The organism is Pseudomonas sp. YH-1 (assembly GCF_051990045.1).
GTDB lineage: Bacteria > Pseudomonadota > Gammaproteobacteria > Pseudomonadales > Pseudomonadaceae > Pseudomonas > Pseudomonas nicosulfuronedens.
The window spans coordinates 1,635,747-1,659,617 of the sequence record NZ_CP178184.1; the positions used below are offsets into that span (position 1 = coordinate 1,635,747).

The following is a 23,871-nucleotide window of genomic DNA, read 5'->3' on the forward strand; positions in this document are numbered from 1 at the left end:
GCTGAAATAAGCCGAGGATTATACCAGATTCGAGGCTTCAGGCGCCAGTTCAGCTCTGGCTGCCTGTTGAAGAGGGGGTGCTGTAGTGCTCCCGCAGTAACGCTTTCTCTTCGTCGGTCAGTTCACTGGGATTCTTTCGCAGCACACTGTGCAGGCGGGCTTCGCGGCTGCTGAGCAGTTGGTTGTGTGCAAGTGTAGTAATGGTGTCGACGAACTGCTTTTCAAGATTGCCGTCATCAATCAGCCATTCTTTCCCCGCCAGCACCTGCAGCAGGCGCCCTTGGGGTGTTCCGTGCCAGCGCGCGATGAGGTGCATCGAGCTCTGTTTCGGATTCTTCTGCAACGCTTCGACCAGGGCCGCGAGCAGTTGCGAATAGGTCTGTCCCTCGTTGGAGAAGTGGCTCGCATCCTCGACGCTCTGCGCCAGTTGAGGATGGTGCAGCAGGGTGCGCAGCGCGGTCAGGGTCGGTGATTCGACGCTGATCTCGGTGCGTGGCTGGCGCGGCGTGAAGTCGCCTTTCTTGCCTTTGCCGTCCAATTTGCGATCGCCCTTCCAGGGCTTCTTGCCCTGCTTGGCACCGCCGTTGCCGGCGGAAAATTCCTGCGGCGCCTCGAAGTAGTTCGAAGCATCCTGGTAATGGCTGTCGCCATGCTCTGCGAATTGGCCGGCGAACTGCCCCATGTCGTAGTCGGCGTACTCGTGGGCGTGGTCCGAGCCGAGCGCCTGCGCCGGAGCGGGGTTATGGCTCGGTTTACCCTGGCCGGCGAAGCCGGAGCGCGGCGCGCTGATCTGGCTGAGCGCCTCGGCGGACAGGCCGGTAATCTCGCCCAGGCGCTGGCGCATCAGCAGGCGCAGGGTGTTGCCGGGGATTTTCTCCAGCAACGGCCCGGCCAGGGTCGCCAGGTGCGCCTTGCCTTCCAGCGTGCTGGGGTCGGCTTCCAGGGTCAGTTGCTGGAAGAAATAGTCTGCCAGCGGCTGGGCCTGGTGAGCGAGGCGGGCGCGGAACGCGTCCGGGCCTTCGGCGCGTACCAGGCTGTCCGGGTCTTCGCCCTCGGGCAGGAACAGGAAGCGCACCTTGCGTCCGTCCTGCAGGTTGCTCAGCGCCGACTCCAGTGCGCGCCAGGCGGCATTGCGGCCGGCCTGGTCGCCGTCGAAGCAGAAGAGGATGTTCGGCACGATGCGGAACAGCCGCTTGATGTGTTCTTCGCTGGTGGCCGTACCCAGGGTCGCGACCGCATTGCGGATACCCTGTTGCGCCAGTGCAATGACGTCCATGTAGCCTTCGACCACCATGATCTCGTCGAGATCCCGGTTGTTCTTTCGGGCTTCGTACAGGCCGTAGAGCTCCTGCCCTTTATGGAAAACCGGGGTTTCCGGCGAGTTCAGGTATTTCGGCTTGTCGTCGCCCAGTACCCGGCCGCCAAAGGCGATCACCCGGCCGCGGCTGTCGCGGATGGGGAAGATCACCCGGTCGCGGAAGCGGTCGTAGCGCTTGCCGCTGTCGGGGTTTTCCACCAGCAGGCCGGCATCGAGCATGGCCTTGAGCTGCAGGTTGTCGCCGCCCAGGTTCTTCAGCAGGTTATCCCAGCCCGGCGGAGCAAAGCCCAGTCCGAAGTCGCGGGCGATCTCGCCGGTCAGGCCGCGGCCCTTGAGGTATTCCACCGCAGCCTTGCGCGCCGGGTGGCCCTTCAGCGCCTGGCGGTAGAACTCGGCAGCACCGGCCAGCAGCGGGTAGAGCGGCGAGTCGACCGGTTGGCGGGGCTTGTTGCCGCGCCGGCCTTCCTCGCGGGGCACGTCCATGCCGGCGCGCTTGGCCAGGTCCTCGACCGCCTGGACGAAATCCAGCTGGTCGTGGTCCATGATGAAGCCGAGCGCGTTGCCGCCGGCGCCGCAGCCGAAGCAGTAATAGAACTGCTTGTCGGGGCTGACGGTGAAGGAGGGTGTCTTCTCCTTGTGGAACGGGCAGCAGGCGCTGTAGTTCTTGCCGGTCTTCTTCAGCTGGATGCGCGAACTCACCACATCGAGAATATCGGTGCGGTTGAGCAGGTCATCGATGAAGGGTTGTGGAATCAGGCCGGCCATAGACTCATCGGGACGCAGGGTGGACCCAAGCATAGCGCGGCGCGTTGGGCGTGCGTGCGAGGCTTGAGACTAAGCATGGGGCTTGAAAAGCAAAAACTCCGAAGTCCGCGAATGCGAATCGGAGTGGGGTGCCTGGTTTCAGGCACTCGCCCGGCGAGTGGGCCGGGCGATGCGGAAAGCGTGCGACGAAGCGCTGTAACTCAGTACAGGCGCTCGCGGCGGCGCTGTTCGCGCTGCACTTTCTTGGCGTGACGCTTAACAGCGGCAGCGGCCTTGCGCTTACGCTCGGCGGTCGGCTTTTCGTAGAATTCGCGGCTACGGACTTCGGCCAGTACGCCTGCTTTTTCGCAGGAGCGCTTGAAACGACGCAGAGCTACGTCGAAGGGTTCGTTCTCTTTAACTTTGACGGCGGGCATCCAGGTCGTACCTTCAATGATTACCGGAGGATTTATCGCGCTCCTGACGGTTGTTCGGAGTCGGCGGTTTTCAAGGGTTGCGGATATTAAACGTTCGGACGGAGGAATGCAAAGCCTCCGATCGAAAAGCACTGGTCCGAAGCCCAGCCGCCGATTATGATGCGCGGCTTCAATTTTGCCCAGAGAAAAGGCTCAAACCCATGCTAGTGCTGGGGTTGGAAACCTCCTGCGACGAGACCGGCGTCGCCCTGTACGACAGCGAGAAAGGCCTGCTGGCCGACGCGCTGTTCAGCCAGATCGACCTGCACCGCGTATACGGTGGCGTGGTTCCCGAGCTGGCCTCCCGTGATCACGTCAAACGCATGCTGCCGCTGATTCGCCAGGTGCTGGACGATTCCGGCCGCACCGCCGAAGACATCGACGCCATCGCCTATACCGCCGGTCCCGGCCTGGTGGGGGCGCTGCTGGTCGGTGCGTCCTGCGCGCAGGCCATGGCGTTCGCCTGGGGTATACCGGCCGTCGGCGTGCACCATATGGAAGGCCACCTGCTGGCGCCGATGCTCGAAGAGCAGCCGCCGCAGTTCCCGTTCGTCGCCTTGTTGGTGTCCGGCGGCCACACCCAGCTGGTTCGCGTGGATGGCATCGGCCGTTACCAGGTGCTCGGCGAGTCGGTGGACGACGCTGCCGGCGAGGCCTTCGACAAGACCGCCAAGCTACTCGGCCTGGCGTACCCCGGTGGCCCGGAAATCGCACGCCTGGCCGAGCTCGGTACCGCTGGTCGCTTCGTCTTCCCGCGTCCGATGACCGACCGTCCGGGCCTGGATTTCAGCTTCAGTGGCCTCAAGACCTTCGCCCTGAATACCTGGCAACGCTGCGTGGCCGAAGGCGACGACAGCGAGCAGACCCGCTGCGATATCGCCCTGGCATTCCAGACGGCAGTGGTTGAGACCCTGACCATCAAGTGCAAGCGCGCACTCAAGCAGACTCACCTGAAGAGTCTGGTGATCGCCGGTGGCGTCAGCGCCAACCAGGCCCTGCGCCAGCATCTGGAAAAGATGCTCGGTGAGATGAAGGGCCAGGTGTTCTACGCTCGCCCGCGCTTCTGCACCGATAACGGCGCGATGATCGCCTATGCTGGCTGCCAGCGGCTGGTGGCCGGGCAGCAGGACGGCCCGTCGATCGGCGTCCAAGCGCGTTGGCCAATGGAGTCGCTGCCGGCGATCTGAATAATGAAGCTGCAAACGACGCGGCCCATGCTCTGAGCGGCATGGGCCGCTTTTTCTCTTGCAGCGCGGTTCGCGGGTCTGGAAGCTCGCGGCTCTAGAAGTGACGTTCGCGTCCGGCGATCAGGTCGCGCAGGTTGTTGCGGTGACGCCAGACGATCAGGCCGGTAAGCACGGTCATTGGCAGCAGCGCCGAAGGTTCCTGCCAGGCCAGCAGCGGCAGTGTCAGTGGCGTGGCCACCAGGGAAGCGAGCGAGCTGGTGCGCGACAGCTTGAAGGTCACCAGCCAGGCCACGGCTGCGAGCAGGGCCGCCGGCGGGTACAGCGCCAGCAGCATGCCGGCAGCGGTGGCGACGCCCTTGCCGCCACGGAAGTTGAAATACAGCGGGTAGAGGTGACCGATCACCGCTGCGAGCCCGACCCAGGCCTGCTCCACGTCGGACAGGCCGATCATCCGGGCGATGAGTACCGGCAGCAGCCCCTTGGCGAGATCGCCCAGCAGGGTGAGGATGGCGATCTTCTTGCCGGCCAGGCGCAGCATGTTGGTGGCGCCGGGGTTGCCCGAGCCACTGGCGCGCGGGTCTGCGGTGCCGAACAGGCGACTGAGGAGTACCGCGAAGGACAGTGATCCGAGCAGGTAGGCGAGGATCGCCAAGAACCAGAACATGGTTTCCACCGGAGACGAGGTCGTTTCCGATTCTAACGGGGCGCCGGCCGCTTGTCGTGTCGCCTTGGAGCATGCAGTCAGTGGACAGAGTTTTCATCGAGGGGCTGGAAGTGGACACCGTGATCGGCGTCTATGACTGGGAACGGGGTATCCGGCAGTGCTTGCGCCTGGACCTGACGCTGGGCTGGGACAACCGCCCGGCGGCGGCCGACGACGACATCGCCAAGGCCCTGGACTATGCCGTGCTCTCCGAGCGAGTCATGGCTTTTGCTCGTGACGCGCACTTTCAACTGGTGGAAACCTTCGCCGAACGCTTGGCCGCGTTGCTGATGGCGGAGTTCGGCATCCAGTGGCTGCGCCTGAAAGTCACCAAGCCCGGCGCCGTAGCGGCCGCCATCGGCGTGGGTGTGGAGATCGAACGCGGATGCCGCTGACGACGGTCTACCTCGGGCTGGGCAGCAACTTCGACCGTGAGCGGCACCTGCTCGCCGGGTTGGAGGCGCTGGACGGCTTCCTTGAGGACATCCACTGCTCGCCGGTGTTCGAGAGCGAGCCGGTGGGCATTCGCAGTGGCCCGTTCTACAACTTCGTGATCGTCGCGCGCACCGATCTGCCATTGTCGGAGCTGAGCCTGCGCCTGAAGCACATCGAGGCGGACAACGGCCGCTATGCGCCGGAGCGCAAGGGCCTGCCGCTGGATATCGACGTGCTGCTGTATGGTGATCTGCACGGCGAGTTCGATGGACTGACGCTGCCGCGCGCCGAGGTGCTGAAGAACGCCTTCGTGCTCTGGCCGCTGGCGTTGCTGGCGCCCGAGGTGAAACACCCCGGCGTGAAACGCACCTTTGCCGACCTGTGGGTCGAGGCGCACATCGGTCAGAAACTCTGGCCGGTGGCGTTCCAGTGGCGTGGTGTGGATCTGACCCCGGCGGCGCTGATCGAGGCGCATCCGGCGGCCTAAGGGCTTTTCTGTAGGAGCGAGCAAGCTCGCTCCTACAGGGTTCCCGCAGATTCAGCTGGCGTAGTTTTCCTTGTAAGCCTTCAGGGCATTCAGCCGCTCACGCTTGAGCGCTTCGCCCAGTTCGGCGCCCTTGTACCCCTTCTCCACCAGCGGCTGCACCGCGACCGCGCGGGCGGCCTGCGCTGCGCCGCGCAGGTACTCGGCCTGCGGGTATTCGCGGTCTTCCAGTCCATGGCGGCCTCGGGCGTCCATCTCGCTGGCGGCGAGAAACTCCTCGAAGCGCTGCGGCCGGCGGTAGATGTCGAAGGACTGCAGTAGCTCCAGGAGGGTGTTCGGTCGCAGCTCCAACGCGCGGTGGCAGTGGGTGTGGTACTCGCCCACCAACCGCGCCAGCTCCTGGCAGTCCCGAGGGACCTTGAAGCGTGCGTTGATCGTGTCGATCAGCGGCAGGCCCAGGTGTTCGTGGGCGTGGTGCTTGGGCCACTCTTCCTCGCGGGTCTCGCCCTTGCCGACGTCATGCACCAGGCAGGCCCAGCGCACGCTCAGTGGCTGATCGTACTTGGCGCATTCGCGCAGCACCGCCAGCACGTGCTCACCAGTGTCCACTTCCGGGTGGTGCTGCGGTGGCTGCGGCACGCCGAACAGCGCATCGACTTCCGGCATCAGCACGGTCAGGGCGCCACAGTCGCGCAGCACCTGGATGAATACGTCCGGGCGAGATTCCATCAGGGCGCGGGAGATTTCCTTCCAGCTGCGTTCGGCGGTCAGTGCCTCCAGCTCGCCGGATTCCGACAGCTCGCGCATCAGCGCCAGGGTTTCCGGGGCCACGGAGAAGCCCATTGGGGCGTAGCGCGCGGCGAAGCGGGCGACGCGCAGTACGCGCAGCGGGTCTTCGGCGAAGGCCGGGGAGACGTGGCGCAGCAGGCGGGCCTGAAGGTCCTTCTGGCCGTGGTAGGGGTCGACGATCTGCCCTTCGTCGTCCTCGGCCATGGCGTTGATGGTCAGATCGCGGCGGATCAGGTCTTCTTCCAGGGTGACGTCGGGGCTGGCGTAGAAGGTGAAGCCGCCGTAGCCGCGTCCGCTTTTGCGCTCGGTGCGGGCGAGGGCGTATTCCTCGCCGGTCTTGGGGTGGAGGAATACCGGGAAGTCGGCGCCCACCGGGCGGTAGCCCTGGGCGAGCATCTCGTCGGCGCTGGAGCCGACCACGACCCAGTCGGTATCGCTGACGGGGATGCCGAGCAGGCGATCGCGCACGGCGCCGCCCACCTTGTAGATCTGCATGAAGCTGTCTCCTGTTCTGGGGGATAGCTTCGGGGTTCTGGGCGTTCGCTTCAAGTTGAGGTGTTGGTGTTGGGCGGTTCGCGAGCAAGCTCGCTCCTACAGGGAGTCCGCTCCTGCGCAAGACGGGGTTACGGCGCGGCGGCGGGAATCTGTTGCACGAGAGCGCCGATGGCGTCCTGCAGCAGGGTGGCGCTGGCATGCGCGGGGCTAAGGCCGGTGCTGACGGTGCCTTCCCAGAGCGTCTGCTCCTGCGCATCGGTCAGGCGCAGGCGCAGGGTGCCGGTTTCATCACGCAGGCGGTGGATGGCGAGGTAAGGCCCGAGTGGGTCGGGCGGCGGCACGTCGACCTTGAACTCCAGCGGCGCGTCCTGGAGCGCCAGCCAGTAGTAGACGCGCAGTTGCGGCGCCGCGCTTTCGCGGTAGCCGCGCTCGATCAGGCCCTGGCGCACCTGGGCATTGATCAGCGGATAACGGCTGCGGTAGGGCAGGGCGTCGACGGCGTTTTCCGGCGGCATCAGCTGGAAATCGCGCAACCCGACCAAGCGCGCATCGGCCGGATGCGCGACCTGGGCGTGCGGGACTGGGTTGCTGCAGGTGGCGACAGCAAGGCAGAGCAGGAGAATGGCGAACAGGCGCATGGCGGTCTCCAGCGGGGTTGCCGCCATGCTTGTCACGCCTGCTGCCCCGGTCAACCGATCAAATGGGTGGGATGATCAGGTCGAGACGCGGGTAGCCTTCCTCGCTGTCGCGTTCACCCTTTGGGGGCATGTGGAAGGTGTTGACGATGTTCTCGCCCTGCAGGGTCTCCAGGTGGATGTCGAAGCCCCACAGGCGGTGCAGGTGCCTGAGTACGTCGTCGGTAGAGTCGCCCAGGGGTTTGCGGTCGTGCTGCTGGTGGCGCAGGGTCAGCGAGCGGTCGCCGCGGCGGTCTACGTCCCAGATCTGGATGTTCGGCTCGCGGTTGCCAAGGTTGTACTGCGCAGCGAGGGTTTCGCGGATCTTGCGGTAGCCGTCGTCGTCGTGGATGGCGTCGACCAGCATGTCGTCCTTCTGGTCGTCGTCGAGGATGCTGAACAGCTTGAACTCGCGGATCACCTTGGGTGAGAGGAACTGCAGGACGAAGCTTTCGTCCTTGAAGCTCTTCATGGCGAACTTCATGGTGGCCAGCCAGTCGCTCCCGGCGATGTCGGGGAACCAGCGTTTGTCTTCCTCGGTGGGGTGCTCGCAGATACGGCGAATGTCGCGGTACATGGCGAAGCCCAGCGCATAGGGGTTGATGCCGCTGTAGTAGGGGCTGTCGAAGCCGGGCTGGTAGACCACGCTGGTGTGGTACTGGAGGAACTCCATCATGAAGCCGTCACTGACCAGGCCCTCGTCATAGAGGTCGTTGATCAGGGTGTAGTGCCAGAAGGTTGCCCAGCCTTCGTTCATGACCTGGGTCTGGCGTTGCGGGTAGAAGTACTGCGCCACCTTGCGCACGATGCGCACGATTTCGCGCTGCCAGGGTTCCAGCAGCGGGGCGTTCTTTTCGATGAAGTAGAGGATGTTTTCCTGCGGCTCGCTGGGATAGCGGGCCAGGCCCTGCTCCTTGTCCTTGCTGCCGGCCTTGGGAATGGTCCGCCAAAGGTCGTTGACCTGGCGCTGGATCTGTTCCTCGCGCTCCTTCTGGCGCTGCTTCTCTTCCTCGGCGGAAATCGGGTAGGGCCGCTTGTAGCGGTCCACACCGTAGTTCATCAGGGCGTGGCAGGAGTCCAGCAGGTCTTCTACGGCGTCGATGCCGTAACGCTCCTCGCACTTGTTGATATAGGACTTGGCGAACACCAGGTAGTCGATGATCGAAGTGGCGTCGGTCCAGGTGCGGAACAGGTAGTTGCCCTTGAAGAAGCTGTTGTGCCCGTAGCAGGCGTGGGCGATCACCAGCGCTTGCATGCACTGGGTGTTCTCTTCCATCAGGTAGGCGATGCACGGGTCGGAGTTGATCACGATCTCGTAGGCCAGGCCCATCTGACCGCGCTTGTAGTTCTTTTCCGTGCTGAGGAAATGCTTTCCGTAGGACCAATGGTTGTAACCGATGGGCATGCCGACGGAGGCATAGGCATCCATCATCTGCTCGGCGGTGATCACCTCGATCTGGTTGGGGTAGGTGTCCAGCGCGTAGCGCTCGGCGAGACGGCTTATCTCGCGGTCGTATTGCTGGATCAGCTCGAAGGTCCACTCCGAGCCGGTGGCGATCGGCTGGCGCTTGCTCATGCGACGAGCCTCCTCTGGAACAGCTCGCGGAACACCGGGTAGATGTCCGAGGCGGAGACGATCTGCTGCTGGGCGAAGCTGTCTTCGAAGGTATCGCGGATCTTCTCGTACTCGAACCACAGCGCCTGGTGCTCGCGCGGGGTGATCTCGACGTAGGTGTAGTACTGGACGAACGGCATGATCTGCTTCATCAGGATGTCGCGGCAGACCGGCGAGTCGTCGTTCCAGTTGTCGCCGTCCGAGGCCTGGGCGGCGTAGATGTTCCATTCATTGGTGGGATAACGCTCGGCCATCACCTCCTGCATCAGCTTCAGGGCGCTGGAGACGATGGTCCCGCCGGTCTCGCGGGAATAGAAGAACTCTTCCTCGTCCACCTCGCGGGCACTGGTGTGGTGGCGGATGAACACGACCTCGATCTTCTCGTAGTTCCGCTTGAGGAACAGGTAGAGAAGGATGAAGAAGCGCTTGGCGATGTCCTTGGTGGCCTGGGTCATCGAGCCGGAGACGTCCATCAGGCAGAACATCACGGCCTTGGAGGTCGGGTTGGGCTGCTTTACCAGCAGGTTGTACTTGAGGTCGAAGGTGTCAAGGAACGGCACCTTGTCGATGCGCGCACGCATGCCGGCGATCTTCTGCTCCAGCTCCTGGATGTCGCCGAGGTTGTCCGGCTCCTCGCGCTTGAGGCGATCCAGCTCCGCTATTGCCGCGCGCAATTTCCCGCGGGTGGAGCCGGACAGCGCGATGCGGCGAGCGTGGGCCGAGCGCAGGGTGCGTACGATGTTGATGCGCGAAGGGTTGCCTTCGTTGCTGATGCCGGCGCGCACGGTCTTGAAGGTGTCACTGCCGGTGAGGTGGCGCTTGACCAGGTTGGGCAGCTCCAGGTCCTCGAACATGAAGTCGAGGAATTCCTCCTGGGTGATCTGGAAGACGAAGTCATCCATCCCGTCGCCCTGGTTGCTCGCCTTGCCGGCGCCCCGACCACCGCCGCCGCCCTGGGGGCGCGGGATGTGTTCGCCGGTGGTGAATTCCTTGTTGCCGGGGTGGATCACCGTCTGGCGACCGCCACGACCATGGTGCAGGACCGGCTCGTCGATATCGCGGCCAGGAATACTGATCTGCTCGCCGTGTTCCATGTCGGTGATGGAGCGGCGGCTGACGGCCTCTTCGACGGCCTTCTTGATGTGCTCGCGGTAACGCCGCAGGAAGCGCTGGCGGTTCACCGTGCTCTTGTTCTTGCCGTTCAGACGCCGGTCGATGACGTAGCTCATGAATGCTCCTCAGGGCCTGCTGCGCAGCGGCGTGGAGCCGCCAAGGACAGGTCCGAATGCGACGGCGACCGGCGCGGCGGGAATACCGCCGCGCCGATGGCAGACTACTGCGACTTGCGAACCCGCAGATACCATTCCGACAGCAGGCGCACCTGCTTCTCGGTGTAGCCGCGCTCGACCATGCGTTTGACGAAGTCGTTGTGCTTCTGCTGATCCTCCTTGCTTGCCTTGGCGTTGAAGCTGATGACCGGCAGCAGGTCCTCGGTGTTGGAGAACATTTTCTTCTCGATCACCACGCGCAGCTTCTCGTACGACAGCCAGCTGGGGTTCTTGCCGTTGTTGCCGGCGCGGGCGCGCAGCACGAAGTTGACGATCTCGTTGCGGAAGTCCTTCGGGTTGCTGATGCCAGCCGGTTTCTCGATCTTCTCCAGTTCCTCGTTGAGGGCGGCGCGGTTGAGGATCTCGCCGGTTTCCGGATCGCGGTACTCCTGGTCCTGGATCCAGAAGTCGGCGTACAGCACGTAGCGGTCGAAGATGTTCTGGCCGTACTCGCTGTAAGACTCCAGGTATGCAGTCTGGATTTCCTTGCCGATGAATTCGACGTAGCGCGGCGCCAGGTATTCCTTCAGGAAGCGCAGGTAACGCTCGCGGGTCTCCGGCGGGAACTGCTCCTGTTCGATCTGTTGTTCCAGCACGTAGAGCAGGTGTACCGGGTTTGCGGCGACTTCATGCGGATCGAAGTTGAACACCTTGGAAAGGATCTTGAAGGCGAAGCGGGTGGAAAGCCCGGACATGCCTTCGTCGACCCCGGCGGTGTCGCGGTATTCCTGGATCGACTTGGCCTTGGGATCGGTGTCCTTGAGGTTTTCACCGTCGTAGACGCGCATCTTCGAGTAGATGTTGGAGTTTTCCGGCTCCTTCAGGCGCGACAGCACGGAGAACTGCGAGAGCATCTTCAGGGTGTCCGGTGCGCAGTGGGCGTGCGCCAGGGAGCTGTTGATCAGCAGCTTGTCGTAGATCTTGATCTCATCGGAGACGCGCAGGCAGTACGGCACCTTGACGATGTAGATCCGGTCGATGAAGGCCTCGTTGTTCTTGTTGTTGCGGAAGCTGTGCCATTCCGATTCGTTGGAGTGGGCGAGGATGATGCCGCTGTAGGGCAGGGAACCGAGGCCTTCGGTGCTGTTGTAGTTGCCTTCCTGGGTTGCGGTGAGCAAGGGGTGCAGGACCTTGATCGGCGCCTTGAACATCTCGACGAATTCCATCAGGCCCTGGTTGGCCCGGCACAGCGCACCCGAGTAGCTGTAGGCATCGGCGTCGTTCTGCGGGAATTCTTCCAGCTTGCGGATATCCACCTTGCCGACCAGTGCAGAGATGTCCTGGTTGTTCTCGTCACCAGGTTCGGTCTTGGCGATGGCGATCTGGTTGAGAATCGAGGGGTGCAGCTTGACCACGCGGAACTGGCTGATGTCGCCACCGAATTCGTTGAGGCGCTTGGTGGCCCAGGGCGACATGACCGAGCGCAGGTAGCGGCGCGGGATGCCGTAGTCTTCCTCGAGGATGGCGCCGTCTTCGTCCGGGTTGAACAGCCCCAGGGGCGACTCGAACACTGGCGAGCCCTTGATCGCGTAGAAGGGCACGTGCTCCATCAGTTGCTTGAGCTTTTCGGCGAGGGAGGATTTACCGCCGCCGACCGGGCCCAGGAGGTAAAGGATCTGCTTCTTCTCTTCCAGGCCTTGGGCGGCGTGGCGGAAGAAGGAGACGATCTGGTCGATGCATTCTTCCATGCCATGGAAGTCGGCAAAGGCCGGGTAGCGACGTATCACCTTGTTGGAGAATATTCGCGACAGGCGGGAATCGACGGATGTGTCGAGTAGTTCAGGCTCGCCGATGGCCATCAGTATCCGCTCGGCGGCGGTGGCGTAGGCGATCTTGTCCTGCTTGCAGAGATCCAGGTACTCCTGGAGGGAGTACTCTTCTTGACGGGTCGCTTCGAAGCGTTCCTGGAAGTGACTGAAAATGCTCATGACGTCTCCTCGCTCGATGCATGGAGCCGGCGCCGGATCGGTCTGTGCGGGTGCGGTCGGGCTGCCAGTGCTTACCGGCGAGAATCCCCCAGAACTCCAACGGAACCTGGCCACTGCCCTGAACCGCCCCAATGGTCACTGCCGATTAACCGGAAGCCGGTGTGCCGGCTCTCCCTTTTTTGGATGGCCTGAGGGAAAGGATAGTTCGTTCTTCGGTGTGTAAAGGACGAAAGAGCGAGAAGTTACAGATTTTTTGAAGGGGCTAATCCGCCCCTTTCGTAGGGGCTTTCAGTCAGAGCCGCCGACGCTGGTATCCGCGGGATAGACGCCGCGCCACAGCTCGAAGCCGCCATCGAGGCTGTAGACCTCGGAGAAGCCCTGCTGGACGAAATAGGCTGCCGCGCTCTGGCTGGAGTTGCCGTGGTAGCAGACCACGACCAGAGGTGCATCCATGTCGGCCTCGCGGATGAAGTCGGCCACCGAGTAGTTGTCGATGTGCCGCGAGCCGCTGATATGGCCTGCCGCGTAGCTCTGTGGATCGCGGATGTCGACGACCTGGGCGCCGCTTTCGCGCAGTTGCTGGGCCTGGTCGGGGGCGATGCGCTTGAAGTCGCTCATGGGGTTTACCTCGCAAGGCGCGGAGCCTTTGGCTCCGCTGCAATCATTCTGGTTTATCGGCGCAGCTGCAATGGATGCGCTCGAGGGTATCGACGTTCATCAGCGTCATGCTGCCGCCCCACACGCAACCGGTGTCGAGGGCGAACAGGCCGGGGACATCACACTGGCCTTCCAGCGCGGCCCAGTGGCCGAAGATGATCTTGCGCCCGGCGGCCTTGCGCTCGGCGTAGCTGAACCAGGGGGCGTAGCCGGGCGGCGCGGTGTCCAGGCCTTCCTTGGATTTCAGGTCGAGCTTGCCGTCGGGTGTGCAGAAGCGCATGCGCGTGAAGTAGTTGGTGATCACCCGCAGGCGCGCGATGCCATGCAGCTTCTTGTCCCACTTGGCCGGCTCGTTGCCGTACATGCCATCGAGGAACATCGGCAACTGGGTATCGTCGCGCAGGGCGGCTTCGACCTCGGCGGCGCGTTGCAGGGCCTTGTCGATATCCCACTGCGGCGGGATGCCGGCGTGCACCAGGGTCATGTCACGCTGGGCGTCGTGGTGGACCAGCGGCATCTGTCGCAGCCATTCGATCAGCTGCGCGCAGTCCGGCGCCTCGACGATCTCGCGCAGGGTGTCGTTCTTCTTCAGGCGCTCGGCGTTGTAGGCGACGGCAATCAGGTGAAGGTCATGGTTGCCCAGTACGCAGACCAGCGAATCGCGAATGGAATAAAGGAAGCGCAGGGTCTCCAGCGACGCCGGGCCACGGTTGACCAGGTCGCCTACCAGCCACAGCTTGTCGTGTGCCGGGTCGAACTTCACCTGCTCCAGCAGGCACTTGAGCGGTTCCAGGCAGCCCTGCAGGTCGCCGACGGCGTAGGTGGCCATCAGTGCAGTGCCCCCGGTACGGCGAGGCGGAACGCCGCGATGTCTGCGTCGAAGTGATGACCGTCCGCGGCGACCATCTGGTAGCTGCCGTGCATGCTGCCGACCTTGGTCGCCATCACGGTGCCGCTGGTATAGGTGTGACTGGCGCCCGGCTCTATCAGCGGCTTCTCGCCGACCACACCGGCGCCGCGCACTTCCTGCACGTGGCCGTCGCCGTCGGTGATGATCCAGTGGCGGGTCAGCAGCTTGGCGGCCAGCTCGCCGTGGTTGTGGATGGTCACGGTGTAGGCGAATACGTAGCGCTGCTGTTCCGGCTGGGACTGTTCAGGCAGGTGGCGGGTGGTGACGCTGACGCTGACCTGGTAGCGGGGGTCGCTCATGCGCTCGGTCCTTGCTCGGCTTCCGGGTGGGTTTCGCTGTAGCGGTTAGCCAGGCTGACGAAGTCGGCAACGCTCAGTTGCTCGGGGCGCAGCGTCGGGTCGACGCCGGCGGCTTCGATGTCCTCGACGCTCATCAGCGTGCGCAGGGTATTGCGCAGGGTCTTGCGGCGCTGGTTGAAGGCCTCGCGGACGATACGCTCCAGAACGCGGTGATCCTTGGCCGGATGGGGCGGCTCAGCGTAGGGCACCAGGCGGACGATGGCCGACTCGACCTTGGGCGGCGGGTTGAACGCGCCAGGGCCGACGGTGAACAGGTAATCCACGCGGCAGAAGTACTGCACCATGATCGACAGGCGACCCCAGTCGCCATTGCCTGGCTCGGCGGCCAGGCGCTCCACCACTTCCTTCTGCAGCATGAAGTGCATGTCCTGGATGAGCGAGGCGTGGTCCAGGAGGTGGAAGATCAGCGGGGTGGAGATGTTGTAGGGCAGGTTGCCGACTACGCGCAGCTTGTCTTCGGGGGCGGCGATGAGGCTTGCGAAGTCGAACTTCATGGCGTCGCCCTGGTGCAGGCTGAAGTTGGGCTTCAGGCCGAAGCGCCATTTCAGTTGCGGGATCAGGTCCAGGTCGAGCTCGATCACGTCGAGCTTCGCGCCGCTGTCCACCAGGCCCTCGGTCAGGGCGCCCTGGCCCGGGCCGATTTCCAGCAGGTGCTGGCCTTCCTTGGCGGCGATGGCGCGCAGGATCTTGTGAATCACCCCGGCGTCATGCAGGAAGTTCTGCCCAAAGCGTTTGCGGGCGCGGTGCTGGAAAAGTTCGGACATCGAAGGCTCCGGAGAGCAGCCGGGCGCTTGCGGCGGCCGGCTGGAGGCGGAAAAACCATCAGTTTACCAGCCCGGCGCGGCCAGCACGAAACGCTGGCCGAACGGAATGCCCGGGATCAGCGCGCGCCGGTGCTGGCTTCGGCCATCTGGTAGGCGGTTTCCAGGGCGACCTGCAGGCTGCCACTGTCGATTCGCCCGGTGCCGGCGAGGTCCAGCGCGGTGCCGTGGTCCACCGAGGTGCGGATGATCGGCAGGCCCAGCGTCACGTTCACTGCAGCGCCGAAGCCCTTGTACTTGAGCACCGGCAGGCCCTGGTCGTGGTACATGGCCAGCACGGCGTCGCAGTGTTCCAGGTGCTTGGGAGTGAACAGCGTATCGGCCGGCAGCGGGCCTATCAGTTGCATGCCTTCGGTGCGCAGGCGTTCCAGGGTTGGCTCGATCACGTCGATCTCTTCGTGGCCGAGGTGGCCGCCTTCGCCGGCATGGGGGTTCAGGCCGCAGACGAGGATGCGCGGATTGGCCAGGCCGAACTTGTCGCGCAGGTCCGCATGGAGGATGCGGGTAACGCGCTCCAGGCGATTGGCTGTGATGGCATCGGCGATCTGCCGCAGCGGCAGGTGGGTGGTGACCAATGCGACGCGCAGTCCGCGGGTGGCGAGCATCATCACTACCTGGGCGGTGTGGGTGAGGTCGGCGAGGAACTCGGTGTGGCCAGAGAAGGCGATACCAGCCTCGTTGATCACACCCTTGTGCACCGGTGCGGTGATCATCCCGGCGAAGTGTCCGTCCAGGCAGCCCTGGCCGGCGCGGGTCAGGGTCTCCAGCACATAGGCGGCGTTGGCCTGGTTCAGCTTGCCCGGTTCGACGGGGGCGGCCAGCGGGGTATCCCAGATATACAGGGTGCCTGCCGGGGCGGCAGCGCTGGGCCAATGACCGGGAGCGACGTCTTGCAGGTCGATGTCCAACCCCAGCAGGGCGGCGCGCTGTGCCAGCAGGTCACGGCTGGCGACGGCGACCAGCGGGTGCGGTTGCGCTTCGCGAGCCAGCAGCAGACAGAGGTCGGGGCCGATGCCGGCGGGCTCGCCGGGGGTGAGGGCGAAAAGGTGGGGAGTGCTCATCAGGGGGGGCTCTCGAATCGGTATTTGCAGCGGATGGCTCTACTCTACGACGAAGCCCTCGTTCTTCGAAGCTTTCGGCGGGCAAAAAGAAACCCGGCCTTGGCCGGGTTTCTTCTTGAGCGACTCGCGCTGCTTACTGCTTGATCTCGACGTAGGCTTCGTCGCGGATCTGGCGCAGCCAGGCCTGCAGTTCCTCGTCGTACTTGCGTGCGCGAAGGGTCTGCGCGGCTTGTTGCTCGCGGAACTTGTCGCTGCTGTCGGTGGCGCGGCGACCGAGGACTTCCAGCACGTGCCAGCCGAACGGCGAGCGGAACGGCTTGGTGACCTGGCCTTGCGGCGCGTTGTTCATCACCTCGCGGAACTCCGGTACCAGGGATTCCGGGTCGACCCAGTTGAGGTCGCCACCGTTGAGCTTGGAGCCCGGGTCTTCGGAGAACTTCTTCGCCAGATCAGCGAAGCTTTCACCGGCCTGAATGCGCTCGTAGAGCTTCTCGGCCAGTTGCTGAGTCGCTTCCTCGCTGCGGATTTCGCTGGGCTTTAGAAGGATGTGGCGGACGTGGACTTCGTCACGCAGCATCTTGCTGCCGCCACGCTTCTCTTCCAGCTTGAGGATGATGAAGCCGCCGGGGCCGCGCAGGGGCTCGGTAACGTCACCCACAGCGAGGCTGCCGACCATGGTGTCGAACGGAGAGGGCAACTGGGCGGCCTTGCGCCAGCCGATCTCGCCGCCCTCCAGGGCGTTGTCGCCGGCGGAACGGGCGACGGCCATCTGGTTGAAGTCCGCGCCCTGCTTGAGTTGCTGGTACATCTCGGCAGCTTGACGGGCAGCGGCCTGGACGGTTTCAGGCGAAGCGCTGTCCGGCACCGGGATCACGATATTGGCCAGGCGATACTCTTCCGAGAGCTGGATCTTGCCCAGGTCCGAAGCCAGGAAGTTCTGCACCTCCTGCTCGCTGACCTGGATGCGCTCGGCCACGCGGCGCTGGCGCACACGGCTGATGATCATCTCGCGGCGCACCTGCTCGCGGGCCTCGTCATACGACAGGCCGTCGTGGGCGAGGGCGGCGCGGAACTGATCCAGGCTCATGTTGTTGCGCTGGGCAATGGTGCCCATGGCCTGGTTCAGCTCTTCGTCGGTAATGCGCACGCCGGAGCGGTCACCGATCTGCAGCTGGATGTTCTCGATGATCAGGCGCTCGAGCACTTGCTGGGTCAGCACATGCTCGGGCGGCAGCGGCGCGCCGCGCTTCTGGATGGTTGCACGGACTTCGCGCAGGCGCTGGTCCAGCTGGCTCTGCATCACCACGTCGTTATCGACGATGGCGACTACACGGTCCAGCGGAACCACTTCGGCGTGCACGACGGAACTTGCCAACAGCGCGCCCAGCATCAGCGGGCGCAGGGCCTTACATAGCATTGTCTTCACGTTGACGATAACCCTGGATACCTTGGTCGAGGAAGCCTTCCACCTGGTTGCCAACCACGCCGCCAAGGCCTTTCAAGATGATTTGAAGGAATACACCGCGGTCGGCCTTGGACGTGGAGGTCACGAATTCCTCGTCGTCGTAGTCGACCCAGTAGCGATTGATCAGGCGCAGCTTCCAGCAGCAGCTGTCGTACTCGAAGCCACCAAAGGCTTCCAGCGTGCGGCTCTGGTTGTAGTCGAACTGCCAGCGACCGATGGCGGCCCACTGCGGCAGAACCGGCCAGATGAACGAGAAGTCGTGCTGTTCGATCTTGTACTCGTCGCTGCCGTACTCGAACTGGCCGGTGTTGGGGTTGAAGCGCTTGCTGTCCGCACGGTAGCGGTAGCCAGCGTTCAGCACCTTGCGAGGATCGGCTTCGGGCTGATAGTGGAACATCAGGTTGCCGTTGTCGGTGTGGTGCGTGTTCGGGTTCCAGTTGAAGTCCGAGCTGGCGTACCAGTCGTGGTTGAAGCGGTAGATACCGGTGAGCGCGTAGGGCGAGCGCCAAGTGTCTGCGTCCGGGTTTTTCTTGCCACTGGCAGCCAGGTCGTTCTCGGTCAGGCCAGGCAGTTGTACCCGGCGGTCGCTGAAGTAGTAGATCTGGCCGGCAGCAATGTAGGCGCGCTCAAAGCCGTCGTCCTCGATGAAGCGGGAGCCCAGGCCCAGGGACAGCTGGTTGGCGTCGCCAATGCGGTCACGACCAGTGAAGCGGTTCTCACGCCACAGCGAGTCGTAGCTGAAGGTGAACTCGCCGGTATCGAAGGTCGGCAGGTTGTCCTGGTTCTTGTACGGGACGTACAGGTACATCGCGCGCGGTTCCAGGGTCTGGCGGAATTTGGTGCCGCCGAAGGTGGTGTCGCGGTCGAAGTACAGGCCGGAATCGAGCTTGGCCAGGCCGAGCGAACGATCGGGGCTGCTGTCGTAGTCGATGTAGGACGGCAGAGTAGCCTTGCCCTGGCTGTCGAGGTCCAAATCGTACTTGGTGTACAGACCTTTGACGGTTGGGGTCATGAAGCCCCAGCTGCGGTTCATCGGCAGGCTGATGCCCGGCTCGGCGTGGAAGCGATCGCCGGTCGCGCGCGCCAGGCCCTGGATGTTGTTGTCCGGGCGTGGGTAACGGGTCGGATCGTTTACGTCGATGCGGTAGTAGCCTTCATCCAGGTCGCGGTCGAAGCGCACGGCTTCGGTGCTGTAGGTGAAGTCCAGGCCGCCCGGGTTGAACGGCAGCTTGCCGTCCAGGGTGAGCTGCGGCAGACGGTCGTACGGGGTGACGTCAGTCACGGTCGCCAGCTGGTAGGACTGTGCGTTCAGTCTGGCAGTGTAGCTGTCGCCGCGGTAGGTCAGGATGCCTTGCTGGTTGACGTAGGTCGGCGAGCCGATGCCCAGCGAGGTGTCCAGGTCCTGGAAGTAGTACGGGTCGCTGATACGGGTGTAGTCGACTTGCGCCATCAGGCGCTCATCCAGGCCACTGACGTTCTTCCAGCCGTACAGCCAGCGGGTGTCGGTGTACTGCGGGAAGTCCTCGCGGTCGTCGTTCTTGTCGTTCAGGTAGGCCGCTGTGACCTGGCCTTCGCTGCTGTGGGTCAGGTAGCGGAACTCACCTTCCATCAGCAGGCCGCGCTTGACCATGTAGTGCGGGTACAACGTGGCGTCGTAGTTGGGCGCCAGGTTGAAGTAGTACGGCGTGGTCAGCGTGAAGCCGGTGTCGGTCGAGCTGGCGAAGGAAGGCGCCAGGAAGCCGGATTGACGACGGTTGTCGATCGGGAAGTAGATATACGGGGTGTAGAAGACCGGAATGTCCTTCACCCGCAGGGTCGCGTTGGTCGCGGTGCCGAAGCCGGTGGCCGGGTTCAGCTTGATGTTGTTGCCCTTGAGGACCCAGGCGTTGCTGCTCGGTTCGCAGCGGGTGTAGGTGCCGTCCTTGAGCTGGATGATCGCGTCTTCCTGGCGCTTGGCGTACAGCGCGCTGCCGCGGATCTGCGCCTGGTGCATGACGTACTCGGCGTTGTCGATCTTCGCCGCGCCGTTGTCCAGTTGCAGTTCGGCGTGGTCGCCGACGATCAGCGCGCCGTTGTCGCGCAGCTTGACGTTGCCGACCAGCTCGCCGCGGTTCTCGGCCTGGTGCAGGTTGGCCTCGTCGGCCTCCACCTGCATGCTGCCCTGGCGCAGGACCACGTTACCCGCGAGGGTGGCGACCTGTTTTTCCTGCTCGTAGCGGGAGACCTTGGCCGAAACGTAGGTCGGGGCCTCGTCGTTCGGCGTCTTGTCGTTCATGCCCGGGCGGGTCGGCTCGACGTAGGCGCCGCTGCAGTACGGGCCCATTTCCGCCTGCTGGGCAGCGGTGAGCTTGTCACGCGGGATCCAGTCGAGGTGGCTGTAGTCGCTGCTGCGCGACTTCAGGCCGCGCCCGCTGGACTCGGTGACCAGTTGTTTGGGCTCTTCGCCAGCGCTGCTGCTCGAGCTGCTCGAGGACTTCGAGCCGCTGGCGGCAGCGGTGCCGCCGGCGCTGACCGAGCTGGCGCCATGCTGTGGACGCGGTACGCTGCTGGCGCTGTTCTGCGAGGAGCAGTCCCAGGCGCCAGACGCGGAGGGCTGGCAGGCGAACTGCTCGCCGGGTGCCGCGGTCACAGTGGCGAGCGGTTGGATAGCCAGCAGGCCACCGGTCACCAGTAAGGGGAATTTTCTACGGAACACGGGGAAATTCACTGCCATCTTGTTAATCCGGGCTTCCTGCGAGCCTTCAGCCCAAAACGGGCCGCACGCCTATCGATGGGCTCAAAAAGATGCTGGATAATAAAGCATGACCCGCGCAACGGCTAGGGCCGTGGAGAACCCATAAAGATGTCACAGGATGCCCGTTACCAGCAGATGATCGGCTGGTTGGACTTGAGTTTGCCCGCAGTGTTCAACGCGCAGGGCTGGGGCCAGGTGCCCGAAGCGAGCCTTACCGCGGCCAGCAGCGACGCCAGCTTCCGCCGCTATTTCCGCTGGCAGGGCGAGGGTCGCAGCCTGATCGTGATGGACGCGCCGCCGCCCCAGGAAGACTGCAGACCCTTCATCAAGGTCGCCGGTCTGCTGGCTGAAGCGGGTGTGCATGTTCCGAAGATTCTGGCCGAGGACGTCGAGCAGGGCTTCCTGCTGCTCGATGATCTGGGTCGCCAGACCTACCTGGATGTACTCACCGCGCAGAACGCCGAGGAGCTGTTCGAGGACGCCCTCGACGCCCTGGTGGCCTTCCAGCAGGTCGACGTTGCCGAGCGCCTGCCGGCCTACGATGAGGCCCTGTTGCGCCGCGAGCTGCAGCTGTTTCCCGACTGGTACCTGCAGCGCCACCTTGGCGTGACCCTCGAAGGTGAGCAGCTCGCGCGCTGGGAGCGTACCTGCGACCTGCTGGTGCAGAGCGCCCTGGAGCAGCCGCGTGTATTCGTGCACCGCGACTACATGCCGCGCAACCTGATGCTCAGCGAGCCGAACCCCGGCATCCTGGATTTCCAGGATGCGGTCTACGGCCCGGTGACCTACGACGTGACCTGCCTTTATAAGGACGCCTTCCTCAGTTGGCCCGAGCCGCGCGTGCACGACGGCCTCTCGCGTTACTGGCGCAAGGCCCAGGCTGCCGGTGTCCCGCTGCCGGACAGCTTCGAGAGCTTCTTCCGCGCCAGCGACCTGATGGGTGCCCAGCGCCACTTGAAGGTGATCGGTATCTTTGCGCGCATCTGCCACCGTGATGGCAAGCCACGCTACCTGGGCGACGTACCTCGCTTCTTCCGTTACCTGGAAAGCGTCATCGCGCGCCGACCGGAACTGGCCGACCTCGCTGCATTGCTGGCCAGCCTGCCCAAAGACGAGACACACCCCGCATGAAGGCCATGATCCTCGCCGCGGGCAAGGGTGAACGCCTGCGCCCGCTGACCCTGCATACACCCAAGCCGCTGGTGCGTGCTGGTGGCGTGCCGCTGATCGAGTACCAGCTGCAGGCGCTGCGCCGGGCCGGATTCGATCAATTGGTGATCAATCACGCCTGGCTCGGCCAGCAGATCGAGGATCACCTGGGCGACGGTTCGGCTTTTGGCGTGGACATTCGCTACTCGCCCGAGGGCGAACCGCTGGAAACCGGCGGCGGTATCTTCAAGGCGCTGCCACTGCTGGGGGACGAGGCATTCGTCATCGCCAATGGCGACATCTGGACCGACTTCGACTACGCGGGCCTGCACGGAGCGTTGGCCGAGGACGACCTGGTGCACCTGGTGCTGGTGGATAACCCCGGCCACCACAGCCGAGGTGATTTCTGTCTGAGTGAAGGCCGCGTCAGCGATTACCGCGAAGGTCAGCCCAGTCTGACCTACAGTGGCATCGCCATCCTCCGTCCCGAGCTGTTCGCGGGCTGCAAGCCCGGTGCCTTCAAGCTGGCGCCACTGTTGCGCCAGGCCATGGAGGCCGGTCGGGTGAGCGGCGTCTATCATCGTGGACGCTGGATTGACGTCGGCACCCACGAGCGCCTGGCAGAAGTCGAACGCCAACTGGCGGAGGGCTGAGGTGTTCTGGCCGGGGACTTTGCTGGGTGTCATCGCCGGCTGGGCATTGGCGAGCATTCCGGGCGCCATGCTCGGCGCGTTGCTGGGCCAGGTGCTCGACCGGCGCCTGAAGAAGCGTACCTGGCGGGGTCTTCTCGAACAGTTGCGCGGTGGGCCCCAGGTGGGCGACCAGGAACTGCTCTTCCTGCTGCTCGGCCGACTGGCCAAGAGTCGCGGGCGTGTGATCGATGCGCACATCCAGCAGGCGCGCTCGGAGATGCAGCGCCTGCAGCTGGACGACAAGGCCCGTCGCCAGGCGATCGACGCCTTCGGTCGCGGCAAACTGGGTGGGGCGTTGCTGGATGCTGGCTTGCGCCAGCGCCAAGGCCAGGAAGCCACTGCCGAAGGTCTGCTCCAGGCCTGCTGGCGCATGGCCTGGGCAGGCGGTGCGCCGAATGCCGCGCAAAAGAATCTGCTCCTGCAATGGGGTGACTCGCTAGGGCTTTCCCGCTCCAGGGTTCTCGCGCTGTCGTCGGGCGCCGAGCCGCCCAGGGCGCCGGTGACTGCCCGCGAGTCCTATACCTCGGCGCTGCGCCTGCTGGGCGTGACGACGGAGAGCGAACCGGAGGAGATCAAGCGCGCCTACCGCAAGCTGATCAGCCAGAACCACCCGGACAAGCTCGAAGGCATGGGGGCGAGCCCCGAGCGGATCGCCGCGGCGACCAATCGCACCCGCGAGATCCAGGCTGCCTACCTGCTGGTACGCCACCGTCGCGGGTTTCGCTGAGCCGGGCGGCCCTCAGGGTTGCTCGATCGGCTCCAGGTGCATCGACAGCCAGCCGCGGATGCGCCGGTACAGCTGGTCCTGCTCGGTGCCCAGGTCGGCGGGCAGGGCGTTCATGCCGATCTGCACGTAGTTGGGTGCCTTCTGCCGCTTGCTCGCCTGCAGGCGCAGCTTGGCGGCTGCCACGTCAGGTGCCTTGTCCTTGTAATAGAAGTCGCCGGTGGCGAGGTTCAGCAGCGGCACGGTCTCGTCCAGCGATGGCTTGAAGTCGCGCGGCATCTCCGGTGCTACCAGCAGCAGGTTCTTGATGTCGGCTGGCGTACGCTCGCCCAGGTAGCGGGTCGCCCAATAGGCGCCGGTGCCGTGGCCAAGCAGGACGATGGTCTTGGGGTTGTGTTGCTGGGCCAGTTCGACGGCCGCCTGGATGCGCGCCAGAACGCGCTCGGCGTGGACCTTGCGCAGTTCTACCGGGTCGGTGGGCGGCGGCGGGGCTTCGGCGCTGGCCTGGGCAGGCTCGGCACTGCCGGTCTCGGCAGTGCTTTCCGGTGTGGGTGTCGCGCTGCCTTCGCTGCCCTTCACTTCGGGCTTGCTGGCGCTGTCGGCGGCCGTGGCATCGGTGTCGGCGCTGGCCTTGTCCGGCGATTCCTTCGGGCGTGGCGTCGGCGCAGTGCTCTGCGGGTCGGGGAGGGTAATGGCCAGGGTCTGCCAGCCGGCATCGGGTAACTTGCGCCGCAGCGGGCCTATCGCCACCGGCCAGTCGGCGCTTTCTCCGTCGCCGGGGATCAGGATGACCGCGCCTGATGCGTCGGCAGTGTTGGCCGGCAACCAGAGGGAGAGGAATGTCTCGTCGCCTGCCTTGAGCTCCTGGCGCTCGCTTTCGGGCAACTGGCGCACAAGGCCGCTGGCTTCGTCCTGGCTGCGCTCGCTCACCGCCGGGCGCACCACCGGCGCGGCAGCCGGTTTTTCGGCGACGGGCTTGGCGTCTTCGGCCCAACTGGCGCCCAGCGGCGCAAGGCCAAGGCACAGGCTGAGGGCGAGAAACGTCGGGCGAGGCAAGTGAGGCATCGGAGATATCCCTGTCTGGCGGGCAGCGAGCGGCGGGCGCGAGAGCGGCCAGCCTAGC

General features: G+C 64.5%; 22 protein-coding genes. 6 read left to right on the plus strand and 16 right to left on the minus strand.

Annotated elements, in window-relative coordinates; genetic code table 11:
* Positions 1–49 precede the first annotated feature (49 nt).
* Both dnaG and rpsU read right to left on the minus strand, forming a co-directional pair.
* A complete protein-coding gene (dnaG, locus tag ACKI1H_RS07545; RefSeq protein ID WP_440468037.1) occupies positions 50–2,083 on the minus strand; it encodes a DNA primase in 2,034 nt (677 codons plus the stop codon).
* A gap of 200 nt (positions 2,084–2,283) precedes the next feature.
* Positions 2,284–2,499 carry a 30S ribosomal protein S21 gene (rpsU, locus tag ACKI1H_RS07550; protein WP_003085057.1) on the minus strand — a complete coding sequence of 72 codons (216 nt, stop codon included), beginning with the start codon at positions 2,497–2,499 and terminating at the stop codon, positions 2,284–2,286.
* A 200-nt stretch (positions 2,500–2,699) separates the two neighbouring features.
* Between rpsU and tsaD the strand changes: the two genes are divergently transcribed.
* Positions 2,700–3,725, plus strand: a complete 1,026-nt coding sequence (gene tsaD / locus ACKI1H_RS07555) for a tRNA (adenosine(37)-N6)-threonylcarbamoyltransferase complex transferase subunit TsaD (protein WP_440468038.1) — start codon at positions 2,700–2,702, stop codon at positions 3,723–3,725.
* Between the two features lie 94 nt (positions 3,726–3,819).
* On the opposite strand, the gene plsY is transcribed toward tsaD, so the two are convergent.
* Positions 3,820–4,389 carry a glycerol-3-phosphate 1-O-acyltransferase PlsY gene (plsY, locus tag ACKI1H_RS07560; protein ID WP_138525587.1) on the minus strand — a complete coding sequence of 190 codons (570 nt, stop codon included), beginning with the start codon at positions 4,387–4,389 and terminating at the stop codon, positions 3,820–3,822.
* An 80-nt stretch (positions 4,390–4,469) separates the two neighbouring features.
* Here plsY and folB point away from each other — a divergent pair, with 80 nt between their 5' ends.
* Positions 4,470–4,823, plus strand: coding sequence for a dihydroneopterin aldolase (folB, locus tag ACKI1H_RS07565; RefSeq protein WP_138525588.1), 354 nt, complete (start codon positions 4,470–4,472; stop codon positions 4,821–4,823).
* Positions 4,814–5,350: a 2-amino-4-hydroxy-6-hydroxymethyldihydropteridine diphosphokinase gene (gene folK, locus ACKI1H_RS07570; protein WP_138525589.1), complete on the plus strand. Its 537-nt coding sequence runs from the start codon at positions 4,814–4,816 to the stop codon at positions 5,348–5,350. The genes folB and folK overlap by 10 nt, the downstream gene beginning before the upstream one ends.
* Before the next feature lie 51 nt (positions 5,351–5,401).
* Here the strand turns inward: folK and ACKI1H_RS07575 are convergent, their stop codons facing one another.
* The 12 genes from ACKI1H_RS07575 to ACKI1H_RS07630 all read right to left on the minus strand — a co-directional run bounded on the left by ACKI1H_RS07575 (position 5,402) and on the right by ACKI1H_RS07630 (position 20,162).
* Entirely contained in the window at positions 5,402–6,631 is a 1,230-nt protein-coding gene (locus tag ACKI1H_RS07575) for a multifunctional CCA addition/repair protein (protein WP_440468039.1), read from the minus strand.
* 128 nt (positions 6,632–6,759) lie between these two features.
* Positions 6,760–7,269 (minus strand): DUF4136 domain-containing protein, encoded by a 510-nt coding sequence (locus tag ACKI1H_RS07580; protein WP_440468836.1) that lies wholly within the window; start codon positions 7,267–7,269, stop codon positions 6,760–6,762.
* A gap of 58 nt (positions 7,270–7,327) precedes the next feature.
* Entirely contained in the window at positions 7,328–8,881 is a 1,554-nt protein-coding gene (locus ACKI1H_RS07585) for a SpoVR family protein (protein WP_440468040.1), read from the minus strand.
* A complete protein-coding gene (locus ACKI1H_RS07590) occupies positions 8,878–10,149 on the minus strand; it encodes a YeaH/YhbH family protein (RefSeq protein ID WP_045212721.1) in 1,272 nt (423 codons plus the stop codon). The genes ACKI1H_RS07585 and ACKI1H_RS07590 overlap by 4 nt, the downstream gene beginning before the upstream one ends.
* A gap of 104 nt (positions 10,150–10,253) precedes the next feature.
* Entirely contained in the window at positions 10,254–12,176 is a 1,923-nt protein-coding gene (locus tag ACKI1H_RS07595) for a PrkA family serine protein kinase (protein ID WP_045212719.1), read from the minus strand.
* A 288-nt stretch (positions 12,177–12,464) separates the two neighbouring features.
* Positions 12,465–12,794, minus strand: a complete 330-nt coding sequence (gene glpE / locus ACKI1H_RS07600) for a thiosulfate sulfurtransferase GlpE (RefSeq protein WP_440468041.1) — start codon at positions 12,792–12,794, stop codon at positions 12,465–12,467.
* Between the two features lie 43 nt (positions 12,795–12,837).
* Positions 12,838–13,662, minus strand: coding sequence for a symmetrical bis(5'-nucleosyl)-tetraphosphatase (locus tag ACKI1H_RS07605; protein ID WP_138525593.1), 825 nt, complete (start codon positions 13,660–13,662; stop codon positions 12,838–12,840).
* Positions 13,662–14,042 (minus strand): Co2+/Mg2+ efflux protein ApaG, encoded by a 381-nt coding sequence (apaG, locus tag ACKI1H_RS07610; protein ID WP_440468042.1) that lies wholly within the window; start codon positions 14,040–14,042, stop codon positions 13,662–13,664. Before apaG ends, ACKI1H_RS07605 begins: the two co-directional genes overlap by 1 nt.
* Positions 14,039–14,866 (minus strand): 16S rRNA (adenine(1518)-N(6)/adenine(1519)-N(6))-dimethyltransferase RsmA, encoded by an 828-nt coding sequence (gene rsmA / locus ACKI1H_RS07615; protein ID WP_440468043.1) that lies wholly within the window; start codon positions 14,864–14,866, stop codon positions 14,039–14,041. The genes apaG and rsmA overlap by 4 nt, the downstream gene beginning before the upstream one ends.
* Before the next feature lie 116 nt (positions 14,867–14,982).
* Positions 14,983–15,984, minus strand: coding sequence for a 4-hydroxythreonine-4-phosphate dehydrogenase PdxA (gene pdxA / locus ACKI1H_RS07620; RefSeq protein WP_440468044.1), 1,002 nt, complete (start codon positions 15,982–15,984; stop codon positions 14,983–14,985).
* A gap of 133 nt (positions 15,985–16,117) precedes the next feature.
* A complete protein-coding gene (locus ACKI1H_RS07625) occupies positions 16,118–17,410 on the minus strand; it encodes a peptidylprolyl isomerase (RefSeq protein ID WP_138525597.1) in 1,293 nt (430 codons plus the stop codon).
* Positions 17,391–20,162, minus strand: a complete 2,772-nt coding sequence (locus ACKI1H_RS07630; protein ID WP_440468045.1) for an LPS-assembly protein LptD — start codon at positions 20,160–20,162, stop codon at positions 17,391–17,393. The genes ACKI1H_RS07625 and ACKI1H_RS07630 overlap by 20 nt, the downstream gene beginning before the upstream one ends.
* 129 nt (positions 20,163–20,291) lie before the next feature.
* On the opposite strand from ACKI1H_RS07630, the gene ACKI1H_RS07635 reads away from it, so the two are divergent.
* From ACKI1H_RS07635 to ACKI1H_RS07645, 3 genes are read left to right on the plus strand one after another with little or no spacing between them, the layout of a single operon-like run.
* Positions 20,292–21,314, plus strand: a complete 1,023-nt coding sequence (locus ACKI1H_RS07635) for an aminoglycoside phosphotransferase family protein (RefSeq protein ID WP_138525599.1) — start codon at positions 20,292–20,294, stop codon at positions 21,312–21,314.
* Positions 21,311–21,985 carry an N-acetylmuramate alpha-1-phosphate uridylyltransferase MurU gene (gene murU, locus ACKI1H_RS07640; RefSeq protein ID WP_440468046.1) on the plus strand — a complete coding sequence of 225 codons (675 nt, stop codon included), beginning with the start codon at positions 21,311–21,313 and terminating at the stop codon, positions 21,983–21,985. The genes ACKI1H_RS07635 and murU overlap by 4 nt, the downstream gene beginning before the upstream one ends.
* 1 nt (position 21,986) lies before the next feature.
* Positions 21,987–22,751 carry a DnaJ domain-containing protein gene (locus ACKI1H_RS07645; protein WP_440468047.1) on the plus strand — a complete coding sequence of 255 codons (765 nt, stop codon included), beginning with the start codon at positions 21,987–21,989 and terminating at the stop codon, positions 22,749–22,751.
* A gap of 12 nt (positions 22,752–22,763) precedes the next feature.
* On the opposite strand, the gene ACKI1H_RS07650 is transcribed toward ACKI1H_RS07645, so the two are convergent.
* A complete protein-coding gene (locus tag ACKI1H_RS07650; protein WP_440468048.1) occupies positions 22,764–23,813 on the minus strand; it encodes an alpha/beta hydrolase family protein in 1,050 nt (349 codons plus the stop codon).
* Positions 23,814–23,871: the final 58 nt, after the last annotated feature.

Bases quoted from the DNA above. Each gene is read 5' to 3' on its own strand.
- dnaG (WP_440468037.1), bottom strand. From the start codon at position 2,083: ATGGCCGGCCTGATTCCACAACCCTTCATCGATGACCTGCTCAACCGC.
- rpsU (WP_003085057.1), bottom strand. From the start codon at position 2,499: ATGCCCGCCGTCAAAGTTAAAGAGAACGAACCCTTCGACGTAGCTCTG.
- tsaD (WP_440468038.1), top strand. From the start codon at position 2,700: ATGCTAGTGCTGGGGTTGGAAACCTCCTGCGACGAGACCGGCGTCGCC.
- plsY (WP_138525587.1), bottom strand. From the start codon at position 4,389: ATGTTCTGGTTCTTGGCGATCCTCGCCTACCTGCTCGGATCACTGTCC.
- folK (WP_138525589.1), top strand. From the start codon at position 4,814: ATGCCGCTGACGACGGTCTACCTCGGGCTGGGCAGCAACTTCGACCGT.
- ACKI1H_RS07575 (WP_440468039.1), bottom strand. From the start codon at position 6,631: ATGCAGATCTACAAGGTGGGCGGCGCCGTGCGCGATCGCCTGCTCGGC.
- ACKI1H_RS07580 (WP_440468836.1), bottom strand. From the start codon at position 7,269: ATGCGCCTGTTCGCCATTCTCCTGCTCTGCCTTGCTGTCGCCACCTGC.
- ACKI1H_RS07585 (WP_440468040.1), bottom strand. From the start codon at position 8,881: ATGAGCAAGCGCCAGCCGATCGCCACCGGCTCGGAGTGGACCTTCGAG.
- ACKI1H_RS07590 (WP_045212721.1), bottom strand. From the start codon at position 10,149: ATGAGCTACGTCATCGACCGGCGTCTGAACGGCAAGAACAAGAGCACG.
- ACKI1H_RS07595 (WP_045212719.1), bottom strand. From the start codon at position 12,176: ATGAGCATTTTCAGTCACTTCCAGGAACGCTTCGAAGCGACCCGTCAA.
- glpE (WP_440468041.1), bottom strand. From the start codon at position 12,794: ATGAGCGACTTCAAGCGCATCGCCCCCGACCAGGCCCAGCAACTGCGC.
- ACKI1H_RS07605 (WP_138525593.1), bottom strand. From the start codon at position 13,662: ATGGCCACCTACGCCGTCGGCGACCTGCAGGGCTGCCTGGAACCGCTC.
- apaG (WP_440468042.1), bottom strand. From the start codon at position 14,042: ATGAGCGACCCCCGCTACCAGGTCAGCGTCAGCGTCACCACCCGCCAC.
- rsmA (WP_440468043.1), bottom strand. From the start codon at position 14,866: ATGTCCGAACTTTTCCAGCACCGCGCCCGCAAACGCTTTGGGCAGAAC.
- pdxA (WP_440468044.1), bottom strand. From the start codon at position 15,984: ATGAGCACTCCCCACCTTTTCGCCCTCACCCCCGGCGAGCCCGCCGGC.
- ACKI1H_RS07630 (WP_440468045.1), bottom strand. From the start codon at position 20,162: ATGGCAGTGAATTTCCCCGTGTTCCGTAGAAAATTCCCCTTACTGGTG.
- ACKI1H_RS07635 (WP_138525599.1), top strand. From the start codon at position 20,292: ATGTCACAGGATGCCCGTTACCAGCAGATGATCGGCTGGTTGGACTTG.
- murU (WP_440468046.1), top strand. From the start codon at position 21,311: ATGAAGGCCATGATCCTCGCCGCGGGCAAGGGTGAACGCCTGCGCCCG.
- ACKI1H_RS07650 (WP_440468048.1), bottom strand. From the start codon at position 23,813: ATGCCTCACTTGCCTCGCCCGACGTTTCTCGCCCTCAGCCTGTGCCTT.